18 protein-coding genes and 1 pseudogene are annotated in these 18,426 nt (G+C 71.9%); 8 read left to right on the forward strand and 11 right to left on the reverse strand.

Going from position 1 to position 18,426, the window contains the following annotated elements:
• Nucleotides 1–220: 220 nt before the first annotated feature.
• The 3 genes from B4U46_RS33360 (at nt 221) to B4U46_RS33370 (ending at nt 3,838) form a co-directional block, all read left to right on the forward strand.
• On the forward strand, nt 221–457 hold the full coding sequence (locus tag B4U46_RS33360; protein ID WP_100862088.1) for a hypothetical protein: 237 nt from the start codon (nt 221–223) through the stop codon (nt 455–457).
• Between the two features lie 256 nt (nt 458–713).
• A complete protein-coding gene (locus tag B4U46_RS33365) occupies nt 714–1,718 on the forward strand; it encodes a BtrH N-terminal domain-containing protein (protein WP_079431309.1) in 1,005 nt (334 codons plus the stop codon).
• 188 nt (nt 1,719–1,906) lie between these two features.
• Nucleotides 1,907–3,838 carry a hypothetical protein gene (locus tag B4U46_RS33370; protein ID WP_079431310.1) on the forward strand — a complete coding sequence of 644 codons (1,932 nt, stop codon included), beginning with the start codon at nt 1,907–1,909 and terminating at the stop codon, nt 3,836–3,838.
• Nucleotides 3,839–3,854: 16 nt separating this feature from the next.
• Here the strand turns inward: B4U46_RS33370 and B4U46_RS33375 are convergent, their stop codons facing one another.
• The 4 genes and pseudogenes from B4U46_RS33375 to B4U46_RS33390 all read right to left on the reverse strand — a co-directional run bounded on the left by B4U46_RS33375 (nt 3,855) and on the right by B4U46_RS33390 (nt 7,753).
• Nucleotides 3,855–5,504 (reverse strand): purine-cytosine permease family protein, encoded by a 1,650-nt coding sequence (locus B4U46_RS33375; RefSeq protein WP_079431311.1) that lies wholly within the window; start codon nt 5,502–5,504, stop codon nt 3,855–3,857.
• 66 nt (nt 5,505–5,570) lie between these two features.
• Nucleotides 5,571–5,977: pseudogene (locus tag B4U46_RS33380) on the reverse strand (LLM class flavin-dependent oxidoreductase); the annotation flags it as partial.
• Nucleotides 5,959–6,504: a PA14 domain-containing protein gene (locus B4U46_RS33385; protein WP_079431312.1), complete on the reverse strand. Its 546-nt coding sequence runs from the start codon at nt 6,502–6,504 to the stop codon at nt 5,959–5,961. The gene B4U46_RS33385 and the pseudogene B4U46_RS33380, both read right to left, overlap by 19 nt.
• A gap of 844 nt (nt 6,505–7,348) precedes the next feature.
• Nucleotides 7,349–7,753: a PPOX class F420-dependent oxidoreductase gene (locus B4U46_RS33390; protein WP_079431313.1), complete on the reverse strand. Its 405-nt coding sequence runs from the start codon at nt 7,751–7,753 to the stop codon at nt 7,349–7,351.
• Nucleotides 7,754–7,910: 157 nt separating this feature from the next.
• Between B4U46_RS33390 and B4U46_RS33395 the strand changes: the two genes are divergently transcribed.
• On the forward strand, nt 7,911–8,303 hold the full coding sequence (locus B4U46_RS33395; RefSeq protein ID WP_079431314.1) for a hypothetical protein: 393 nt from the start codon (nt 7,911–7,913) through the stop codon (nt 8,301–8,303).
• 167 nt (nt 8,304–8,470) lie between these two features.
• Here the strand turns inward: B4U46_RS33395 and B4U46_RS33400 are convergent, their stop codons facing one another.
• From B4U46_RS33400 to B4U46_RS33430, 6 genes are all read right to left on the reverse strand, one after another.
• Entirely contained in the window at nt 8,471–8,734 is a 264-nt protein-coding gene (locus B4U46_RS33400) for a hypothetical protein (RefSeq protein ID WP_079431315.1), read from the reverse strand.
• A gap of 27 nt (nt 8,735–8,761) precedes the next feature.
• Complete coding sequence (locus tag B4U46_RS33405; RefSeq protein ID WP_079431316.1) at nt 8,762–9,310, reverse strand: hypothetical protein; 549 nt, start codon at nt 9,308–9,310, stop codon at nt 8,762–8,764.
• 650 nt (nt 9,311–9,960) lie between these two features.
• Nucleotides 9,961–10,605, reverse strand: coding sequence for a LysE family translocator (locus B4U46_RS33415; RefSeq protein ID WP_079431318.1), 645 nt, complete (start codon nt 10,603–10,605; stop codon nt 9,961–9,963).
• Between the two features lie 501 nt (nt 10,606–11,106).
• Nucleotides 11,107–11,346, reverse strand: coding sequence for a hypothetical protein (locus tag B4U46_RS33420; protein WP_079431319.1), 240 nt, complete (start codon nt 11,344–11,346; stop codon nt 11,107–11,109).
• 498 nt (nt 11,347–11,844) lie between these two features.
• Nucleotides 11,845–12,513, reverse strand: a complete 669-nt coding sequence (locus B4U46_RS33425; protein ID WP_079431320.1) for a response regulator — start codon at nt 12,511–12,513, stop codon at nt 11,845–11,847.
• Nucleotides 12,510–13,688, reverse strand: a complete 1,179-nt coding sequence (locus tag B4U46_RS33430) for a sensor histidine kinase (protein ID WP_208949826.1) — start codon at nt 13,686–13,688, stop codon at nt 12,510–12,512. Before B4U46_RS33430 ends, B4U46_RS33425 begins: the two co-directional genes overlap by 4 nt.
• Before the next feature lie 228 nt (nt 13,689–13,916).
• On the opposite strand from B4U46_RS33430, the gene B4U46_RS33435 reads away from it, so the two are divergent.
• The 4 genes from B4U46_RS33435 to B4U46_RS33445 all read left to right on the forward strand — a co-directional run bounded on the left by B4U46_RS33435 (nt 13,917) and on the right by B4U46_RS33445 (nt 16,708).
• Nucleotides 13,917–14,837 (forward strand): ABC transporter ATP-binding protein, encoded by a 921-nt coding sequence (locus B4U46_RS33435; RefSeq protein WP_185117135.1) that lies wholly within the window; start codon nt 13,917–13,919, stop codon nt 14,835–14,837.
• On the forward strand, nt 14,834–15,676 hold the full coding sequence (locus tag B4U46_RS33440; protein ID WP_079431325.1) for a hypothetical protein: 843 nt from the start codon (nt 14,834–14,836) through the stop codon (nt 15,674–15,676). Before B4U46_RS33435 ends, B4U46_RS33440 begins: the two co-directional genes overlap by 4 nt.
• Before the next feature lie 187 nt (nt 15,677–15,863).
• Complete coding sequence (locus B4U46_RS37695) at nt 15,864–16,022, forward strand: hypothetical protein (protein WP_159402141.1); 159 nt, start codon at nt 15,864–15,866, stop codon at nt 16,020–16,022.
• 329 nt (nt 16,023–16,351) lie between these two features.
• The gene (locus B4U46_RS33445) at nt 16,352–16,708 is read left to right on the forward strand and encodes a hypothetical protein (RefSeq protein ID WP_237293230.1); all 357 of its coding nucleotides are present in this window, start codon (nt 16,352–16,354) and stop codon (nt 16,706–16,708) included.
• A gap of 59 nt (nt 16,709–16,767) precedes the next feature.
• On the opposite strand, the gene B4U46_RS33450 is transcribed toward B4U46_RS33445, so the two are convergent.
• Nucleotides 16,768–18,312 (reverse strand): IS1182 family transposase, encoded by a 1,545-nt coding sequence (locus B4U46_RS33450; RefSeq protein WP_079423731.1) that lies wholly within the window; start codon nt 18,310–18,312, stop codon nt 16,768–16,770.
• Nucleotides 18,313–18,426: the final 114 nt, after the last annotated feature.

Here is an 18,426-nt window from a genome sequence, read left to right on the forward strand (position 1 = left end):
CGGTCGCCGCCGCCCAGGTGCCGGGCGGGATCAGCCGCAGCAGTACGCAACACGCAACACGCATCCAAGCAGCGGGGGAGCGGACACCGGAACGAGCCGCGCCGGCCCGGAGGCCGGCTGTACTCCACCGGTTCCCCACCCGTTCCCCGTCGTTCCTGGACCGTTCCTCGGGAGTCTTGTCGCGCACCTGACAGCACCGGCTCCACGAGAGGGGAACACCATGCGCGCACGCCGTGCACTGACAGGCCTCACCTTGGGAAGTGCGCTCGTCCTGGGAGGTGCGACCGCGACGGCCCAGGCGGCCGTGCCGGCGCAGCCGGCGGGGACCGCGGTCGGCTCCGTGAACGTCTACCCGAGCCCCGAGGCCTGTGTGGCCGCGGGCAAGGCCACGGGCAAGCGCTTCAGCTGCACGTACTGGGACTTCGCCTTCGGCTGGGGCCTGCAGATCTACGGCTAGAGCCGGCCGGGCCCTTGGCTGAGGCGGTCCGGACCGGGACCGGCGACGGACCCGGCCCCGGCCGCCTCGGCACACCGGCCCCGGGCACCGCCCACGACCACGGCCGGCGGCACGCCGGCGGCCGACACGGCGCACGCACGGCCGGCCGGCCACGGCGTCCGGCCGGTCCGCCAGAGCGCCCTCGACGGCGTGTGGTGTGGTCGGCGATGCGCCTCCGCCCGGCCTGAGCTGCCCTTACGCAGGTTAGGGTGGCGTCATGACCACGCTCGCTTACGAAGACTTCGGCACCGGACGCCACCGCGAGGCCTCGCTGATCCGGCACGCCCTGGGCAGCGTCCACGACGAGGAGCTCGTGGCGGGCCTGGCCGGCGGCGTCGGCTTCATGTACTTCGTCTTCGAGTACGGGGGCCGGCTGCCCCTCCTCACAATCGTCGCCCAGGCCCACCCCGAGCCCTGGGTGCAGGTCGCCCTCGGCCGACTGGGGGTGCCGTACGAGGCCACCCGGGCCATGAACCCCCGCTGGGGCCGGGTCAGGGCCGCACTCGACGCCGGACAGCCCGCCTTCTGCGTGGTCGACCGTTCCGCCCTGCCCTGGCACGGCCCCGACCCGGACGCCGAGCTGACCGGCACCGACGCGTACACCGTCGTCATCGCCGGCTACGACGGAGACGACCTGCTGGTCGAGGACGGGGCCGAGACCCCGTACCGGATCGACCGCGAGGAGTTCGGCGCCGCCTGGACCGCGCACCGCAAGGGCCGCCACCAGCTGATCGTGCCCACCGGGCCGCCCGAGGAGGAGCCGGACGTGGCGGGGGCGATCGGCTCCACGGTCAGGCACCTCACCGGTCCGGTCCTGGGCAACGCGTTCGACGTGAACTTCGGTTTCAGCGGCATGGAGAGGCTCGCCGCCCAGCTGCGCGACGGCAGCACCGCCGCCGGCTGGGAGCATCGGTTCGGCAGCGCGCCGGAAGCCTTCCGCGCGGTCACCGGGCGGCTGTACTCCTGCCTGGAGGAGGAGTGGACCGCCCCCGGCGCGACGCGGCCGCTGTACGCCGACTTCCTCGATCTCGTCGGCCGCACGGAGGCCGCCGCCCTGTTCCGGGAGTCCGCCGGGCAGTGGTCGGAGCTGGCCGCACTCGCCCGCGACACCGCCCCGGACGCGGGTCCGGGCGAACGCCGGTCCTTCTTCGACGCGTGCGCGCAGCACGTGGACCGCAGCCTGGACCTGGAGCGGCAGGCCGTCCGGTCCCTGACGGACTGACGTGACGGCGATCCGGACGAACTCCCGCCCGGCGCCGACCGCCTGCCCGCCCGTACGCGTCCCCGGTCCGGCAGCCGGGTCCCGGCACCTGTCCGCGAAGTCCCGGGGTTCCGGGGTACCGTGGCCCGCGGGGACCGGCCGCGGCCGAGGGAGTTGAACCGCCGCAGGCCGGAGGGGATCATCACCGCGTGCACCGACGCCCGGAATTCCACGAACTGCTCTCGTCCGCCGGACTCACGGTCGTGGAGGACGTGCGCCCGGCCGGCGGCCTCTTGCCGCCCGAGGCCGGCTGGCGCATCGCGCGGGGGATCGCGGCGCCCGACGGCGCGGTCCGGGAAACCCTCGACCCCGCGAGGTGGAGCCGCCTCGCGGATGCCGACGGCGAGTTCCTGGTGGCCGTCCTCGGACATCGGATCGGCGGCAACGACGCGTGGTGGACCCGGGTCCGCCACACCGGCGGCGGCATACCGGGGCTGACCGGCGACCCCGGGTTCGTCGCGCTGTCCCTCGACGGGCAGGTGCTCGTCGCCCAGGTGCCCGGCGCGGACGGGCCCCGCGTGACGGCCCTCGACCGACTGCCGGACCGGCTGGAGGAGGCGGCCGCGGCCGCCGGGCGCGAGACGGAGGCCGAGCGCGCCGAAGTGTGGGCAGCGGTCCCCGGCCGCCCTGCGTGGCCCCTGCACTGGGCCGAGCGGATCGGGTCCAACCCCGCCGCACCGGACGAGCTGCTGATCCGGCTGCTGGACGTGGCGGAGGGCTTCCTGCACGGATGCGACCGTCCCGCCGTCCTCGACGCCGCCGTCGCCCACCCCGACCCGCGGGTGCGAGCGGCACCCGCCGACACCTTCCGGCCCAAGCTCACGTCTGACCAGTGGGTCCGCCTGGTACGCGGCGAGCCGTCGCCCCGGCGGCGCGCGCTGTGGGCCGAATGCGCCGGCGTCTGGGGCGCCGAACTCCCCGAGGACCTGTACGACGACCTCCTCGCCGGCCCGTCCCGGGCCGCGGCCGCCGCACTCCCCGGGCTCCCCGCCCACCGCCTCCCGGACCTCGCGGCCGACGCCGATCCCCGCGTGCGGGCGGCTGTCTGCGCCCGGTGGGAGGAGCTCGGCGCACCGCTGCGGGAGCGGCTGCTGGCCGACGCCGACGAAGCGGTGCGCACGCCCGCGCTGCTCGCCCACCACACCGCCGCCCCCATGTCCCGCGAGGTCTTCGCCGCGCTGCCCGAGACGCGGCCCGCACTCGAAAAGTGCCGCCTCGCCCCCGGCCTGGAGGCGGAACTGGTCCGTGACGGGGACGCGGAGACCCGCCGGGCGCTGGCCGCCAACCCGGGGCTCAGTGCCCACGGCGTCGCCGCCCTGGCACAAGACCCGGACGAGGAGGTCCGCTCGGCGGTGGCACTGCGGCCCGACCTCGACGAGCAGCAGCGTGCCGCGGTGCGCCACGCGTTCGACCCGGCGTCGATGTCGCACCCGCTGCCCTGGGTCCAGCACCTGCACGGGGACGCCGACGCGATGCGCCGACTCGCCGTGTCGTCCCATCCGCTCATCCGCCGGAGCGTGGCCCGGGCCCGGCGTCTTCCACCGGACGTCGTGGAGCGTCTGGCGCGGGACGAGGACCGGACGGTCCGGCTGTTCCTGGCCGAATCGTGCGAGGACGCGCCGGCCGGCATGCTGCTGGAGGTCTGGCGCTGGTGGGACGGCAGTTTCAGCCACCCCGACCGCCCCCGCAGCCACCCCAACTTCCCCCGTACGGGGCTGCTGCGCTACGCCGCCGACCCCGACGGGCGGATGCGCCGCCTGGCCCTGGACGATCCGCACTCCACACCCGCCGACGTCGCACGTCTCGCCCGCGACCCGGAATCCGAGGTGCGCCGCCGCGCGGCCGAGGACCCCCGGCTGTCACCGGCCGACGCGGTACGGCTGCTGAACGACCCGGCGGGCCACGTCCGCGAGAGCGCGATGCGCAGTCCCCGGCTGCCGGCCCGCGTCCTGGCCGGGCTGCTGCACGACCGCGACGCGGCGGGCACGGCGGTCACCAATCCGGCGATCCCGGTCCCCGTCCTGCACCGCCTCCTCGCCGCGGCCGCGGCAGCCGTGGACGCCGTGGCCCCCCGGCGCTGAGCCCGGTGGGCCCGGCTCACCCGACGGCCGGCAGGACGTGCTCGCCGGCCTTGTCGGTGCTCAGGCACAGAGAGCAGACGACCGCGTCGTGGGTGATGCAGGCCGCGAGGTCGGGCCGCTCGTAAGGCTGGTGGCAGACGTGGCAGCCGAAGACGGCCGCGCTCGGGTTGCCGTCGCCGTCCAGCAGGGGCTCGCCGATGCCGTCGTCGGCGCGGCGCAGGTAGTAGCGGCCCTTGGTGACCACGGCCGTCAGCGGGGTGAGGACGAAGGCGATGACGGCCGCGGCCACGGGCGAGTACGGCTGGAGGCCGTCACCGAAGAGGTGGAAGTACACGGCGATCGACAGCCCGGAAGCGGCGGTGAAGGACACGACGCCGACCGGGTTCACCGCATGGAGCATGCCCCGGCGGAACTCCGGCCGGAGCGGGGACAGTCCCAGCACGTGTTTGTTGATGCCGATGTCGGTGGCTACGGTGACCACCCAGGCGATCGCGCAGTTCGAGTAGAAGCCGAGCAGGCCGTTCAGGAAGGTGAACATGTCGGCTTCCATCAGGACCAGTGCGAAGGCGAGGTTGACCAGGACGAAGACCATGCGGCCGGGATAGTGCCCGGTGACGCGGGTGAAGGAGTTCGTCCAGGCCAGCGAGCCGGAGTACGCGTTCGTCACGTTGATCTTGATCTGGCTGATCACCACCAGGACCACGGCCAGCGGGATGACGGCCCAAGGCGGCATCATCGCGTCGAACGCGCCCCGGAACTGCCTGATGGGCTCGGGCGCGGCGGCCGGTCCGGCCTCGGCGATGACGTAGACGGCGAGGAAGACGCCGATGGCCTGCTTGAGCGCGCCGAGCACCACCCACCCGGGGCCGGCCACGAGCACGGCGGTCCACCAGGCTCGCTTGTTCGCCTCCGTCCTCGGCGGCATGAAGCGCAGGTAGTCGATCTGTTCGCCGATCTGCGCGATCAGTGACAGGCACACACCCGCTCCGAGCATCACGGAGGCGGTGTCGACGGCGCCGTCGCCGTCCGTGCCGGCGTAGGCCAGGAAGCGGTCCACCGTGCCGGGGTCGTGGGCCACCAGGTAGACCAGCGGACCGACCATCAGCAGCAGCCAGACCGGGGTGGTCCACACCTGGAGCCTGCTGAGCGCCTTCATGCCGTAGACGACCAGCGGGATCACCATCAGCGTGGAGACCGCGTAGCCCAGCCAGAGCGGCAGCCCGAGGCCGAGTTCGAGGCCCTGGGCCATGATCGAGCCTTCGAGGGCGAAGAAGATGAAGGTGAAGCTGGCGAAGATGGCACTGGTGAGGACCGAGCCGTAGTAACCGAAGCCGGAGCCGCGGGTGATGAGGTCCAGGTCGATGTTGTAGCGGGCGCCGTAGTAGGCCAGGGGGAAGCCCGTGACGAAGATGACCACCGCGGCGAGGGCGATGGCCAGCAGGGCGTTGCCGGTGCCGTGGGCCAGGCCGATGCCGGCGCCGATGGAGAAGTCCGCCATGTACGCGATGCCGCCGAGGGCCGTGGTGGCCACGACCAAGGGGCTCCAGCGGCGGTAACTGCGGGGCGCGAAACGCAGGGTGTAGTCCTCCAGGGTCTCCCTGACCGCCTGGCCGGCAGCTCCCTGCGCCGTGTCCGGCACGTCCTGTCGCGATTCGGTGGTGCTCATGCCGACGCCTCCCGCTGACCCGTTCGTAGCCGCGCTCCCACGGCCGGTCACGCTAGGAAGCGGTTGTTACGCCCTGCGCGCCCCGCGGTGAACACCGTGTTGCCACCGACGCGCCCATTCCTCGGCCAGCAGGCGGTAGGACCGCACCCGGTCCGCGTGTCCGTGCGTGACGGTGGTGATCAGCAGCTCGTCCGCCCCGGTGGCCTCCTGGAGCCGTTCGAGATGGTCGGCGACCGTCCGGGGCGAACCGGCGAACTGGGTCTCCACCCGGTCGGCTACCAGGGCGTGGTCGGCCGGCGACCAGCCGGCGGTCAGCGCGCGCGGGCCTCGGCGGGGGCGGGGTAGGGGATGGCTCCCTCGGCGGCGCGGATGCTGTGCACCCAGGGCGCGTACCCGGTGGCGAGCTCGCGGGCCGTCGCGTCGTCCTGCGCCACCACCACGTCGGCGGACACCGTCACGTACGGCCGGTCCAGCCCGCCGACGGCTTGACACCGTCCTCACCCACCGGCGGCGTGTAGCCGCCCGTGGAGGCCTTGGCCCAGGTGTGCTTGCCGCCGGCGGCATCGGTGAGCACCGCCGAGCCGTCCAGCATCTCGGCGTGGCTGTAGCCGCTGGACTGCGCCGACAGCGTCCATCCGGCGGGCAGCGACTGCGAGTCAGCGGACATCAGCCATTGCGTCGGCACGATCCGCGGTTCGAGATTGTGGCCGCGCTGGTCATCGGTACCGGTGCTGCTCTTGGCCCACAGCACCATGCGGGGACGCTGGTCGCAGTGGTGGTACAGCTCGACGCGGACCGGTACCGACTGGCAGGCCTTCAACGCGACATCGCCGTCCTGGTGCGGGCCGGGCAGCAGGAAGTCGTCGCCGGGGCCGGAGGGGTTCGGGTCGTCGTAGACCAGCTTGTCGCCGAGCCAGATCTTCGCGCCGTCGGTGTGCGCGCCCGCGAAGCGGAAGTCCCCGGTGACCGGGGCCTTGACCTGGCCCTCCCAGCGCACCACGAACCAGCTCTTGAAGGGCGGGCGGCAGCGGGTTGTCCCGCCACGGCAGGTTCTCCGGGTTGCCGGTCCACGCGATGCCCCAGTCCAGGTTGACCTGCGACTCGCCGCGCACCATCACGGGCGTCGCGTCCGGGCTACCCGCATGGCGCGAGTCGTTGAAGTACGAGGCGCGCACACCGTGCGGTGCGCCCTGGCGGGAGTTGTAGGCGAGGCTCCCCCCGGCCGACCCGCCGACCAGATCGCCGTGGCGGTGGCGGCCTTACGGTTCCTTCTGCCGCACGGTGGAAGGTGACGGCGGTGCGGCGGGCTGGACCGCCCCGGACGGTTTCGGCCTCGCGCCGACCCCTTACCACGGCGGAGTCGTGCTGTTCAAGGAGCAGGACGGCAGCATCGACGCCTTCGCCTCCGGGGCGTACGGCGCCGGCTCGATGGAACTGCGCCATCAGCAGAACGCGGGCGCGGGCTGGGGCCCGAGAGAGTCCATGGGCCAGGTACCGGACGCCGGGGTGGGCCTGAGCCAGCCGAGCACCGTGGAACAACTGCCGGATGGCAGGCTGCACGTGGCGGCGCGTGAGTGGAACAGGGACCGCGTGTGGGAGATCGGGCAATCGGCACCGGGCGGCAACTGGGGCCCGTGGCAACTGGCGCCCCCGTCCGCCGCACCGCCCCCACGGACCGCCACCACCCCCTCGCAGCCCGAGCCGGCCCGGGCTGTTGGCCGCTCCGGCCCATCAGACGCTGAACAAGCTGTCCGTCCGCAAGCGTCCCCCGCGCCCGCGGAGGTTGGCCGCGCGATCACGGGCGGAGGGCCCTCCGTTCCACCGAGGGTCCCTCCGCCCGAGTCTCAGAACTGCCCGACGATCTTCCGCGGGGTGATCCGGACGACCACGCGCGGTGCATCGTCGACCGAGCTCGGGTTGAACTCGCGGTACTTCTTGCCGGTGTACTTGACCGAGAGCTCGTCGATGAGCTCCTGGCCGCCCTCGGTGGTGAGCTGGGCGGTGCCGCGGATCTCGGCGTACGTGTAGGGGGCGTCGAAGGGCTGGAGCAGTACGGTGACGCGCGGGTCCTGGCGCATGTTCTTCTCCTTGCGCCGGCCCACGGTGGTCGAGATCAGCACGTCGTTGCCGTCGCGCTTCACCCAGACCGGGGACACCTGGGGGCTGCCGTCGGGCTGGATGGTGGCGATGTTCACGAAGACGGGGCTGTCGAGCAGTTCCATGAGCCTGTCGCTGAGCTGAGCAGACACGAGGGGTCCCTCCGGACGGGGTGCGGATGTTGCCTCCCTTATTAGCTCAGCCCGACATCCTTTTCACGGCACCCGATAGGCCATCGGAGTGGTGGCCGCACCGGCTTCCCCACCCCCTGCTATCGTCAATCAGACGAAAACAACGGGGGGCGGGAACATGACCGAAACGACGAACACAGCGGACGCCGAACTCGCCACACGGGCTGCCGAACTGGTGACCCACTGGGTGTCGGCGGACACACCCCTGACTGAGGGCCAGAGATGGCAACTGGTCGGCCTCCAGCACCCGGGCTCTGGGCACGTGGAGATGTGGGTGTGGGACGACGTCCTGGGGTGGGAGCGCGCACTGGCCACCGCCCTGGCCGCCGACGACGGCACCGCGAAGAGCCGTGAACGCACCGCGAGCGCCAGGGCCACGGCCGTGGCGGCCATGCGGGACATGCTCCTGCGCGGCATCCCCGCAGGGGAGACGGCGAACCAGATCTGGCGCGAGGGCGAAGGCCCCGACCCCCGCGAGGAACTGCGCCGCTTCGTCGCCGCCCACGGATAGGCCCCCCCGCAAACCCGGTCATCACCCGACCGGCCGCACGACACCTCCGTTACCGCGGCCCACTTGTCGGGAATCTCTGCGCCGCCCGCAACCAGCCCCGGCCGCCCGCCCGACCCGCACACCACAAGGCCGGCACGAAGCCCCGACGCATCGGCGGATCGTCAAGCTCAGCCTGAGAGGCGGAAACCACCGATCTGGTACTCCAGCCCCTCACGGAACTCCAGGTGCGGGATGGCACTTCGCATGGCCGAGTACAACGCGGGCGGAACCTCGTAGACCGCGGTCGCAAGAAAGTCGTCGTCGCCGTAGGGGAACAGGTCCCTGATACTTAGGATCTCGACTCGGGTCAGTGCAGTGACATGGGCGGCCTGCTCGTCACTCTCCCAGCCGATGAGCTCCCACCCAAGGGTTTCGGTGTCGATATCGTTCACGTGCCTACGGTATGCGCGAACCGCCCCTTAATCCCAGCGGGTCGGATCGTAGACGGCCCGGGTCCACTGGGCCTCGAATTCCTCTTGGTCGATCACGAACGGCACCCACGCAGGGTCGTAGCGGTCCACCCACGGCGGGTTGAAGGGCCAGTCCTCCGGAGTGCTCCGGTAGGCCATTCCGTCCTCGGTCAGCTCGACCTGGCGGATGCGACGACCATCGGGCCCGACTTCCATCAGGTAGATCATCGGATCGTCGTCCTCGTCCCACTGGCGGCTCAGATACAGCAGGTCCCGGCCGACCAAGGCGCCGAAGCCCGGCATGCCGCGCTGGGCGGCCCGTTCGGCTCGGGCCTCGGCCAGGCCGGGCGGTGTCGTCGGGCCGTCGACGTCGGCCTCGTCAAGACCCCAGGCCTCGGCCTCCACGCGGGTGGCCTCGGTGTGCACGACCTCCACGTCGGCGAAGGTCTCCAGCACCTCCTGCTCGGACCGGGCGTGCACCCACCACCAGGTGCCGCCCATGCCGTAGTCCTGCAGGACCAGAAAACGTGTCTTCGATGCAGCGTCAGAACGAGCCATCCGCATACCCTAAGGCGTGGCCAAGGATTGATCTTGTGGCGGGTCGAGGTGAATTGACGGACGCGGCGTGGGCGCGGATAGCGCCCCCTGTTGCCACAGTCGGACGGGCCGCTCGCAGACGCGTCAGCCCGCCTCGGCCGATCCCGAAGCGGGCTGACCACAAAGGCGACCTCGCCGGGATCGCACTGAGCTGACCGAAACGCAGCCCGCTCCGAATCCGAGCCCACTGGGCGTCTGTCACCACGAAGGCATCTTCGCACCCCTGCGTGCCTCCGGAGCAACTGCACTCCGGCGGCGGGGTCCCACGGCGCTGCCGGCACTTCGCGTCAACGTTCCCCGACAGGCAGACGCCGGCTGCTGCTGAGACTCGGCGAGTAGCTGGTCGCGGACCGCGTCGGGAATGCCCGGAGGCAGCAGGATCTCCTTGACGGCGACGTCTCGGTCGAGAAGATCGTCCTGGCCGCGCCATACCAGCCACACGCGCCACATGCCCCCCTGCCCGATGCGCTCGAACAGCCGGTAGCGGCATCACCCTGACGAGGGTCCGTACGAATGGGCCGGGCAGGTTCCGTGAGGCGGACAGGGGTGCACGTCTCGCCGGGTGCCGACCGGCGGCCCCTCCTCGTCCGCCACGTACGGCGCGGGATGGCTCAGGCGGGGCCGGGAGTGCGGGACAGCGCCGTGTGCAGAGCGAAGGCACCGAGCAGGCCGCCCGCCGTGAAGCGCTGGGCGGTCATGGCGCGGGGCCGGGCGGCCAGAAACCCTGACACGCGTGCTGCGGCCAGCATGATCAGGGCGTTCACGGATATCCCCACGACGATCTGGACACCCCCGAGCTGAAGCAGCTGCCCCCCGGCCGGACCCGCCTGCGGGTCCAGGAACTGGGGCAGCAGGGCGGCGTACATGAGAGCGATCTTGGGGTTGAGCAGGTTGGTCAGCAGCCCCGTCGCGAAGAGACGGGCGTCGGAGAGCGGCGGGAGGTCGTGGGCGGGGGCGAAGGGGGAGCGGCCGCCGGGCTTGAGCATGCCCCAGGCCAGGTAGGCCAGATAGGCGGCCCCGGCCAGCTTGACCACCGTGAAGGCCACCGGCACGGCGGCGAACAGCGCGGACAGGCCCGCGGCCGCGGCCAGCAGGTAGCACAAGAATCCCACGGCGGTCCCACCCAGGCTGACCAGACCCGCCCTGCGGCCTTGAGTGATCGCACGCGAGGCGAGGTGAATCATGTTCGGTCCCGGAGTCAGTGCCATGCCCAGTTCCACCAGGGCCACTCCTCCGACTGCGGTCAGAGCGATCACCGGTCATCCTCCAGGTCGTTCGCCGGTACCCCGCATCGAACGGGGCCACGGGGCTACGGCAACGGCGGGTACGACGCCGCGCCCCACCCGGCTCGCCCGCCGCAGCCTACGACCCCGCCGACCGGCATCTCCACGCGCCCCCCGCCCCGGCCGGAGGACGGAGCCCGTCTCCCTCGTCGGCGCTCAGGGAGGCCATCGGGTGTGGAGAACCGTGCCGATGGCGGTCCGGGTGGCCGACCGGGCGGGCACGAGAACGCCGAGGGCGGCCACGCATGTACTCCGGGAAGCCGACGACCCCGACGTGGTTCACGACGAGGCGCTGGGCCGCGATCCCGAGCGGGGTGCCGATCAGCACACCGACGGCGCCGATTCCGGCGCCCCGGGCCGCCGTCAGGCCCGGTCTGTCCCAGGGCCACCCGGCTGGTGAACGGATCCAGAACCCCCTGCCCGCGGCCGGTGCGATGGGTTCCAGGTCGGTCACGCCGGGGCTGCGAAGGGGGGCTATCGGCCGGTGTGGTCGATGACGTTGCCGTTGGAGCAGTTGTTGGCGTGGTTGCCGACCCAATCGCCCAGCGTGGGTACGACGGCCACTTCCTGGAGGCATACGGCGGCGGCCGTGAAGTTCCAGTTGTTCGCGGCATTGATGCCGCCACCGAAGTTGGAGTCGTTGTCGGCGTGGGCGGGCGCCGCCATGGCGGCCGCGGCGAGCGCGAGGGCCGTGACGGTGATGATCTTCTTCATGCCGGGTGCAACGAGGAAGTCGGCACCAGGACACCCGTACTACGACGGAAGGGTGGCTCGTCCGGGCCCATGAGCACCCACCGGGGTGGGCGGCCCAGGTCGGCGGGGCAGGTGATGACGCGCAGGTCCCGGGTCCCGGCCGAAGCGGAGCAGCCGCAGCTTGCACAGCCGCCCGCGTGTCGTCCCAGGCGTCGATGCGAGCGATCAGAGAGGCGGGCAGCGTGTCGTCCTCCGCCCAGGGGCAGGTGTCCGTCTCTTCGGGAATCAGGCCACACGGCTAGGGGAGTTCGGAGTTCGCCTTCCCCTCGCACCATCCGTACGTCGGGCGGAGTGGACAGGAAGCGCTCTGCGCGCTCGATGCCGACGGCCGCCGCCACCGCAGGTGGTACCGGCGCCCCAGAGGGTTCCGCCGCCGGGCCACGGCCCGGCGAGAGGCCGTCCACCCGCAGCCCGGGCGCTGCAGATCTCGTCCGGTACCTGCCTCTCGGCCCTCTCCGCTCAGCCGGACGGCGTGACGAGCCCCGTCTCATAGGCGGTGATCACGAGCTGAACCCGGTCCCGGGCACCCAGTTTGGTGAGCAGGCGGGACACGTGGGACTTGGCGGTGGCCACCGTGATGAAGAGGTCCTCCGCGATCTCGGTGTTCGACCGGCCGCGCCCGACCAGGGTCAGCACTTCCCGTTCCCGCTCGGTAATGCCCTCGATCCGCCGTGGGGATCGGGCCGGGGCGGCTGCGGGGCGCCCGGCGAACTCCGCGATCAGACGGCGCGTGACCCCCGGGGCGATCAGCGCGTCGCCGGCGGCGACCACGCGGATCGCCGCGAGGATGTCGTCGAGCGCCATGTCCTTGACCATGAAGCCGCTCGCTCCGGCCCGGAGCGCGCCGTAGACGTGGTCGTCCTCGTCGAAGGTGGTCAGGACGAGCACGCGGGCGGTCGCCGGACCCGCGGTGATCAGCCGGGTGGCTTCGATCCCGTCCATGCCGGGCATCCGGATGTCCATCACCACGACGTCGGGGCACAGGTCCCCGACCAGCTGGACCGCTTCGGCGCCCGTGGCGGCCTCACCGACGACCTCCAGGTCGGGGTGGTCGGCCATGATCACGCGCAGGCCGGACCGCACCAGCGGCTGGTCGTCGGCCAGCAGGACACGGAGGGGAGCGGTCATCCTCGGGCCTCCACCGGAGCTGCGGCGGTGCCGGGCAGCGGCAGCCGCGCCGCCACCCGGAAGCCGCCCTCGGGACGGGGCCCGGCGCTGAGGCGTCCGTTCAGCAGGGCGACCCGCTCGCGCATGCCCACGATGCCGAACCCGTGGGCCGGGCCGTCCTCGCCGGCGACGCCCCGCCCGTCATCGACGATTTCCACGGATAGTTCCCCGTCCCCGTAATCGATGTGCACCCTGCAGTGACCGGTGCCCGCGTGGCGGACCACATTGGTCACCGCCTCCTGGACGATACGGTAGGCCGACAGTTCGATATCGGCCGGCAGCGGGCGCTGTTGCCCGTCGCGGCGCAGGTCCACGCGTACGCCGGCGTCCGCGGTCGCCGCCGCCAGCCGTTCGAGGTCCACCAGACCGGGCGACGGCGTGAGCGGTACCCGCCCCGAAGACTCCGGGTCCGGGTCGGCCTGGCGGAGCGCGACCAGCGTGCGTCGAAGGCCCGACAGGGTCTCCCGGCTGGTGGTTTCGATGGCGCGCAGAGCCTCGCGGGCCTCTTCGGGCTGCGTTCGGATGACCCGGCTCCCGACCCCGGCCTGGATGGCGATGATGCCGATGCTGTGCGCGACCATATCGTGCAACTCCCTCGCGATCCTCAGTCGTTCGGCGACCACGGCTTCCGTCACCTCCTGCGCGCGCAGCTCCACCGCGTGCTCGCGCCGCTCCCGGCTCAGGAGACCGGCCGTGCAGGCCGCCGCCATCGCCAGGACGGCGAGCACGAGGTAGACGGTCATGGTGTCGCCGTGCGCGAAGCCGCCGACGAGCAGCATTTGGACGACGAGGGTCGCGCCCACGGCGACGGCCGAAACCCGCCGTGCACGAGTCGCGACGATGAAGCCGAGGACGAGGTCCACCGCCAGATACGGCAGGAACTGGCCCTGGGACGAAGCCGACAGATCCACCTGGGCGGAGCGCGGGGGACACGCGAGCACCGCGGTGGAACCGAGGAGCGTCAGGGCCAGCGCCACGACCGGACTCCGTCGCAGGACGCCCACGAGCAGGCCCGCCGCGAGCAGCGCCCCGATGCCGTGGACCGTGCCAGAGGCCCGCGGCCCGCCCCCTATGAGCAGACCCACCGCGACCGCATAGAGGACGCCCCCCGCCCAGGCCACGGCCTTCGTTCGCATCATCGGCCGTGTGCCGTCTCGAGCCGGCGTGCCCGCGTCAGGGGAAGGGCGTGCCGTGCGACGTACGCGGGCAACGGAATGGTCGTCATGTCGTTCATTCCGCGAGGCTATCCAGCCGCCTGCCCCGCGTCGTCGTCCCCCGGGCGTACGCCCACGGGCCAACCCGGCCGCACGGTTGCCGCCCACGGCCCCATGACCGGACGCGCCCCTCCAGGCAGCGTTGTCCCCGTGATCGAAGTACATGAACTCACCAAGCGCTACGGCGGCAAGACCGCCGTCGACCAGTTGTCCTTCACCGTGCGGCCGGGCCGGGTCACCGGCTTCCTCGGCCCCAACGGAGCCGGCAAGTCCACCACCCTGCGGATGATCCTCGGCCTGGAGTCGCCCACCGGCGGCGCCGCCACCGTCAGCGGAGTCCCCTTCAACAGCCACCGTCGCGGCCTGCGGCACGTCGGAGCCCTCCTCGACGCAGGCCAGGTCCACGGCGGCCGCACCGCCACCGCGCACCTGTCCGCGCTGGCCCGCAGCAACGGGATCTCCCCGCGCCGGGTGGACGTGCTTCTGCACGACGTGGGCCTGGCCGAGGCGGCGAACCGCCGCATCGGCGGGTTCTCGCTGGGCATGAAGCAACGGCTCGGGGTCGCCACCGCCCTGCTCGGCGACCCGCCGGTGCTGATGTTCGACGAACCGGTCAACGGCATGGACCCCGAAGGCGTGCTCTGGATGCGCCGCCTCTTCCAGCGCCTCGCGGCCGAGGGACGCACGGTCTTCCTCTCCAGCCACCTCATGTCGGAGATGGAGAACACCGCCGACCACCTCGTCGTCATCGGCCGGGGCCGGCTGATCGCGGCCGAGTCGGTACGGGACTTCGCGGCCCGCAGCACCGGCGTCGGCGTGGTGGTGGGCACGCGGCAGGCAGCCGAGCTGACGGCGGTGCTGACCACCGCCGGCGCATCGGTCGAGCCGGAGGGATCGGCGGGCGCCGAAAGGCTCACCGTGACCGGACTGCCGGCGGACCGGATCGCCGCGCTCGCCTTCACGAACGGAATCCTGCTGAACGAGCTGACCACCCGAACCGCCTCGCTGGAGGAGGCCTTCATGGAACTCACCGCCGACAGCGTCGAATACCAGGCAGGACAGCCCCGATGACCACACCCCTAGCCCCCCTCACCCCCCTCGCGACCTCTCCGGCCACGTCCCCCGACGAGCCGCCCGCCCGCTTCCTCGACCTCATCGCCTCCGAGTGGATCAAGACACGGTCCCTGCGCTCCACTCCGTGGGCCCTCGCGCTCATCACCCTGTTCGTCATCGGGTCCGCCGCCGTGGCCACCCTGGCGGACAAGGCCGCGGGCTCCGAACCCGCTGATTTCCTGGCCTACGACGCCTACCCGGCGACCGGTTACATGACGCTGACGCTCGTCGCCGGCAGCATGGGTGCCCTCACCGTCGTGAACGAGTACGGCAGCGGCCTGATCCGCACCACCACCGTGGCCGTCCCCGACCGTGGAGCGGTGGTACTGGCCAAGGCGGTCGTCACCGCCGCGCTGTGGACCACGGTGGGCACGGCCGCCTCCCTCGGATCCTTCCTGGTCTCCCAGGCCGTCCTTCAGCGGCACGATGCCGGAGTCGCCCTCACCCACCCCGATGTGCTCCGGCCGCTGCTGGCCTCCGCGCTGCTGGCTCCGGTGTGCGCCCTGGTCGGCCTGGGCTTCGGCGTCCTGCTCCGGCACACCGCCGGGACCGTGCTCACCAGCGTCTTCACCCTGCTGATGCTGCCCACCATGTTCTCGGAGAGCAACCGCTGGTCGGCGGACGTCAGGCACGCGATGGTCTCGGCCGCCTGGACGCGTCTGGTGCGGATCGGGGAACCGGGTCCGGGATCCCTGGGCTACACCGCCACGCTCCCGGGCTCCTGGATCGTGTACGCCCTCTGGCCTCTGGCCACGCTCGCCCTCGCGGTGGCCGCCGTACGACACCGCGACGTCTGAACGTGCCCCCGAGCCCGCCGTAGCCGTACGAGTCCCGACTCCTCACGCCAACTGGGGGAGCCGCCCCACGGACGGGATGCACACACGCAGGTCAGCAGGGCCCTGCCCGGCTCTACGACCGCATGGCGCGCGAGCCGGAGCTCAGGGTGGTGCCGGCCGGGGAGCGGGGGAGCGCGATGACCTGGCCGTGTCCGGCCACGCCTTCTGGCGTGAGTGCCCGCGGACCCCGCAGGCACGGGCGGCCCTGCGGCGGGCCGCAGCCGCCGCCGCGCCGGGCGCAGAAAAGGGTATCCGGGTGCGCTACACCGGCGGCCGGTTCGTCATCAACGACCCAAACAGCACCTGAGAGCCGGCCCCCTCCGGGCTGCGGGGCGCGGGGAGTCACTGGGGCCGCTGAATGCCCGTCAGGCCGAAAGGCTCCAACGCTCCTGAACCGGCCGGAACGGATCACGAGCGTTTCGGTCATTGGGGGGAGATGCTCTTGTCGACCACGGCCCTGGAAGCGTCGAAGCGCAGGCAATCGATGCCGCTGAACGCGGGCAGTGACCGGCGGAGCCACTCGGTGGGGCACGGTGAAGCAGGGATGATGCCTCCGCGGCGACCCACCTTGAGCTCTTCGCGGACTACTTCCAGATCCACGCCCCGGATGAGGGAGCCGAAGGAGATTTCAGCGGCGTGCGGACCGAACAGGCCGTCGTGGACGGGCTGGGCGTCATTGAAGATGCCCTGGCCATCGACACCGCCGTCAACGACACCGTGGCGGTCAGTGTCCATGTCCTCGCAGATCAGCCACACGATGACAGCGACGACTTCGACCACGTCGTCGAGGCGAGCCTCCACGCGCTCTCGGGACGGTTCATCGTGATGGGCTGCACCGACTACCTCGACGACCCAGCACGATTCGAAGTGCCCGCAGGCTGGACCCGAACCCGGGTCTCTCGGCGGAACCTCGCCTCTGCCGTCCGCCGGCTCGAGTCAGACGAGGAGCCAGAGGCGACCGAGGAAGTCCGGTCGCACACCAAGTGCACCTAGAAGACTGATGAAGATCTTGTTGAGGGGCCGTCCGGCCGTAGGCCGGGCGGCCCCTCTGGTTATGTGATGGCCGGTGCGAGGTGCCAGGTGCCGCCTGTGTGAGTGAGTCCGAGGTTGATCAGGCGGCGGAGGTTGAGGGCGGCTGCTCGGGTGTGGAGCCAGGCGTTGTTGCTGATGGTGCCCCGGTAGCGGAGTCGGCGGTTGCCGTGGTGGACGAGCCAGGCGACGGCACGTTCGACTGGTGGCCGCCAGCGGCGGTAGTCGGCCTGCCAGGCGGGGTCGGTGGCGGCCTGGCGGCGGGCCGCGGCTTGGAGATCGTGGTGGGGGCGGATGGTCAGGACGCGTCCGGCTTTGGCCTTGGTGCACTGCTCACGCAGCGGGCATCGGGTGCACACGTTCCCGAAGACGGCCCTGCGCTGGTGGTGGCGGCCGCCGGGCTCGGACAGGCCGACGGTGTGGCCTTGGGGGCAGGTCACGGTGGCGGCGGAGGTGTCGATGGCGAAGTCGTCGAGGGTGAAGCCGTCTGGGACGGCCGGCCGCAGCGGGGCGGGTTTGAGGAACAGCCGGTGTCCGGCCTCTTCGAGGGCCTGGCGGGCGTCGCCGGTGGAGTAGGCGGTGTCACCGAAGGCGTCCACCGGGGTGTCCTCCTCGGCCAGCAGTTCAAGGCCGACGGCTGCCTCGTGGTGCTCTGGCCCGGCCCCGGGCCGCAGGGCGACGGCGGTGTATAACCCGGTCTCCGGCTCGACGGCGAGGTGGGCCTTGTATCCGTCCTGCTGATGGGAGCGGGTCTTGTGGATGTGCCGGGACTCGGGGTCGACGGTGGAGATCATCCGGTCCGGGGCGGTCCCTTGGGTGATGCGCCAGCGGCCGTCACGGCCGTCGGAGTCCTCGGCCGGTTCCACGTCCTGCCCGGCGACCAGCGCGAGGATGCCGACCGCGTTCGCTGCCTTCTCGCCCAGTTCCTGCTCGGGCAGATGCCCGAGCAGTCTGACCGCGTCGCCGACGAGCGCGTCGACCAGGTTGGCTCGTGCCTGGGCATCGTTCCAGGTGATGCGGGGTTTGCCCGGGTCGGTGTAGTCGTGGGCGGTGCACTGCGCGGCGGCAGCCTCGGCGCCGCCGGGGACTTCCCGGATCACCACCCGGATGGCGCCGATGATCTGGGTGACGGTGTCCTGGGTGGCGACCGCGTCGTCCAGCACGGTGGAGTCCAGTGCCCGCCGGTGCTTGCCCCTGAGGACACCGGTGGCCTTCACGACCTCCCGCACGGCCTCGAAGGCCCGGTTCGGGCTGGTGGAGCGGGCCAGCCGGCGCCGGAAGTACGCCAGAAGCGACGGGTCGAACGCGGTGTCATGCAGTCCCAGCCCGCACGCGGCCTTCCACCGCAGGTCACACCGCAGTTCCTGGACCGTCTCGAAGTCCGACATGCCGTGCAGGGCCTGCAATGTGATCGCCGCGGCCAGAATCTGCGGCGGCATGGACGGCCGCCCGTTCGCCGACGGATACATGTCCGCGAACATCGCCGCGGGGAACAACCGGCCACGGTGCTCGGCCAGGAACGCGAACACACTCCCAGCCGGAATCAACTCCCGGCACGTCGCCCACACATCAGGTCCGACCGTCTCCCCGACCCACTCCCCTTGAACCACAACACGAGTCTGGCCCCACCGCTGACGCGGCGGGGCCAGAACCCAACATCTTCATCAGTCTTCTAGGGCGTG

This window comes from Streptomyces katrae (assembly GCF_002028425.1).
Lineage (GTDB): Bacteria > Actinomycetota > Actinomycetes > Streptomycetales > Streptomycetaceae > Streptomyces > Streptomyces katrae_A.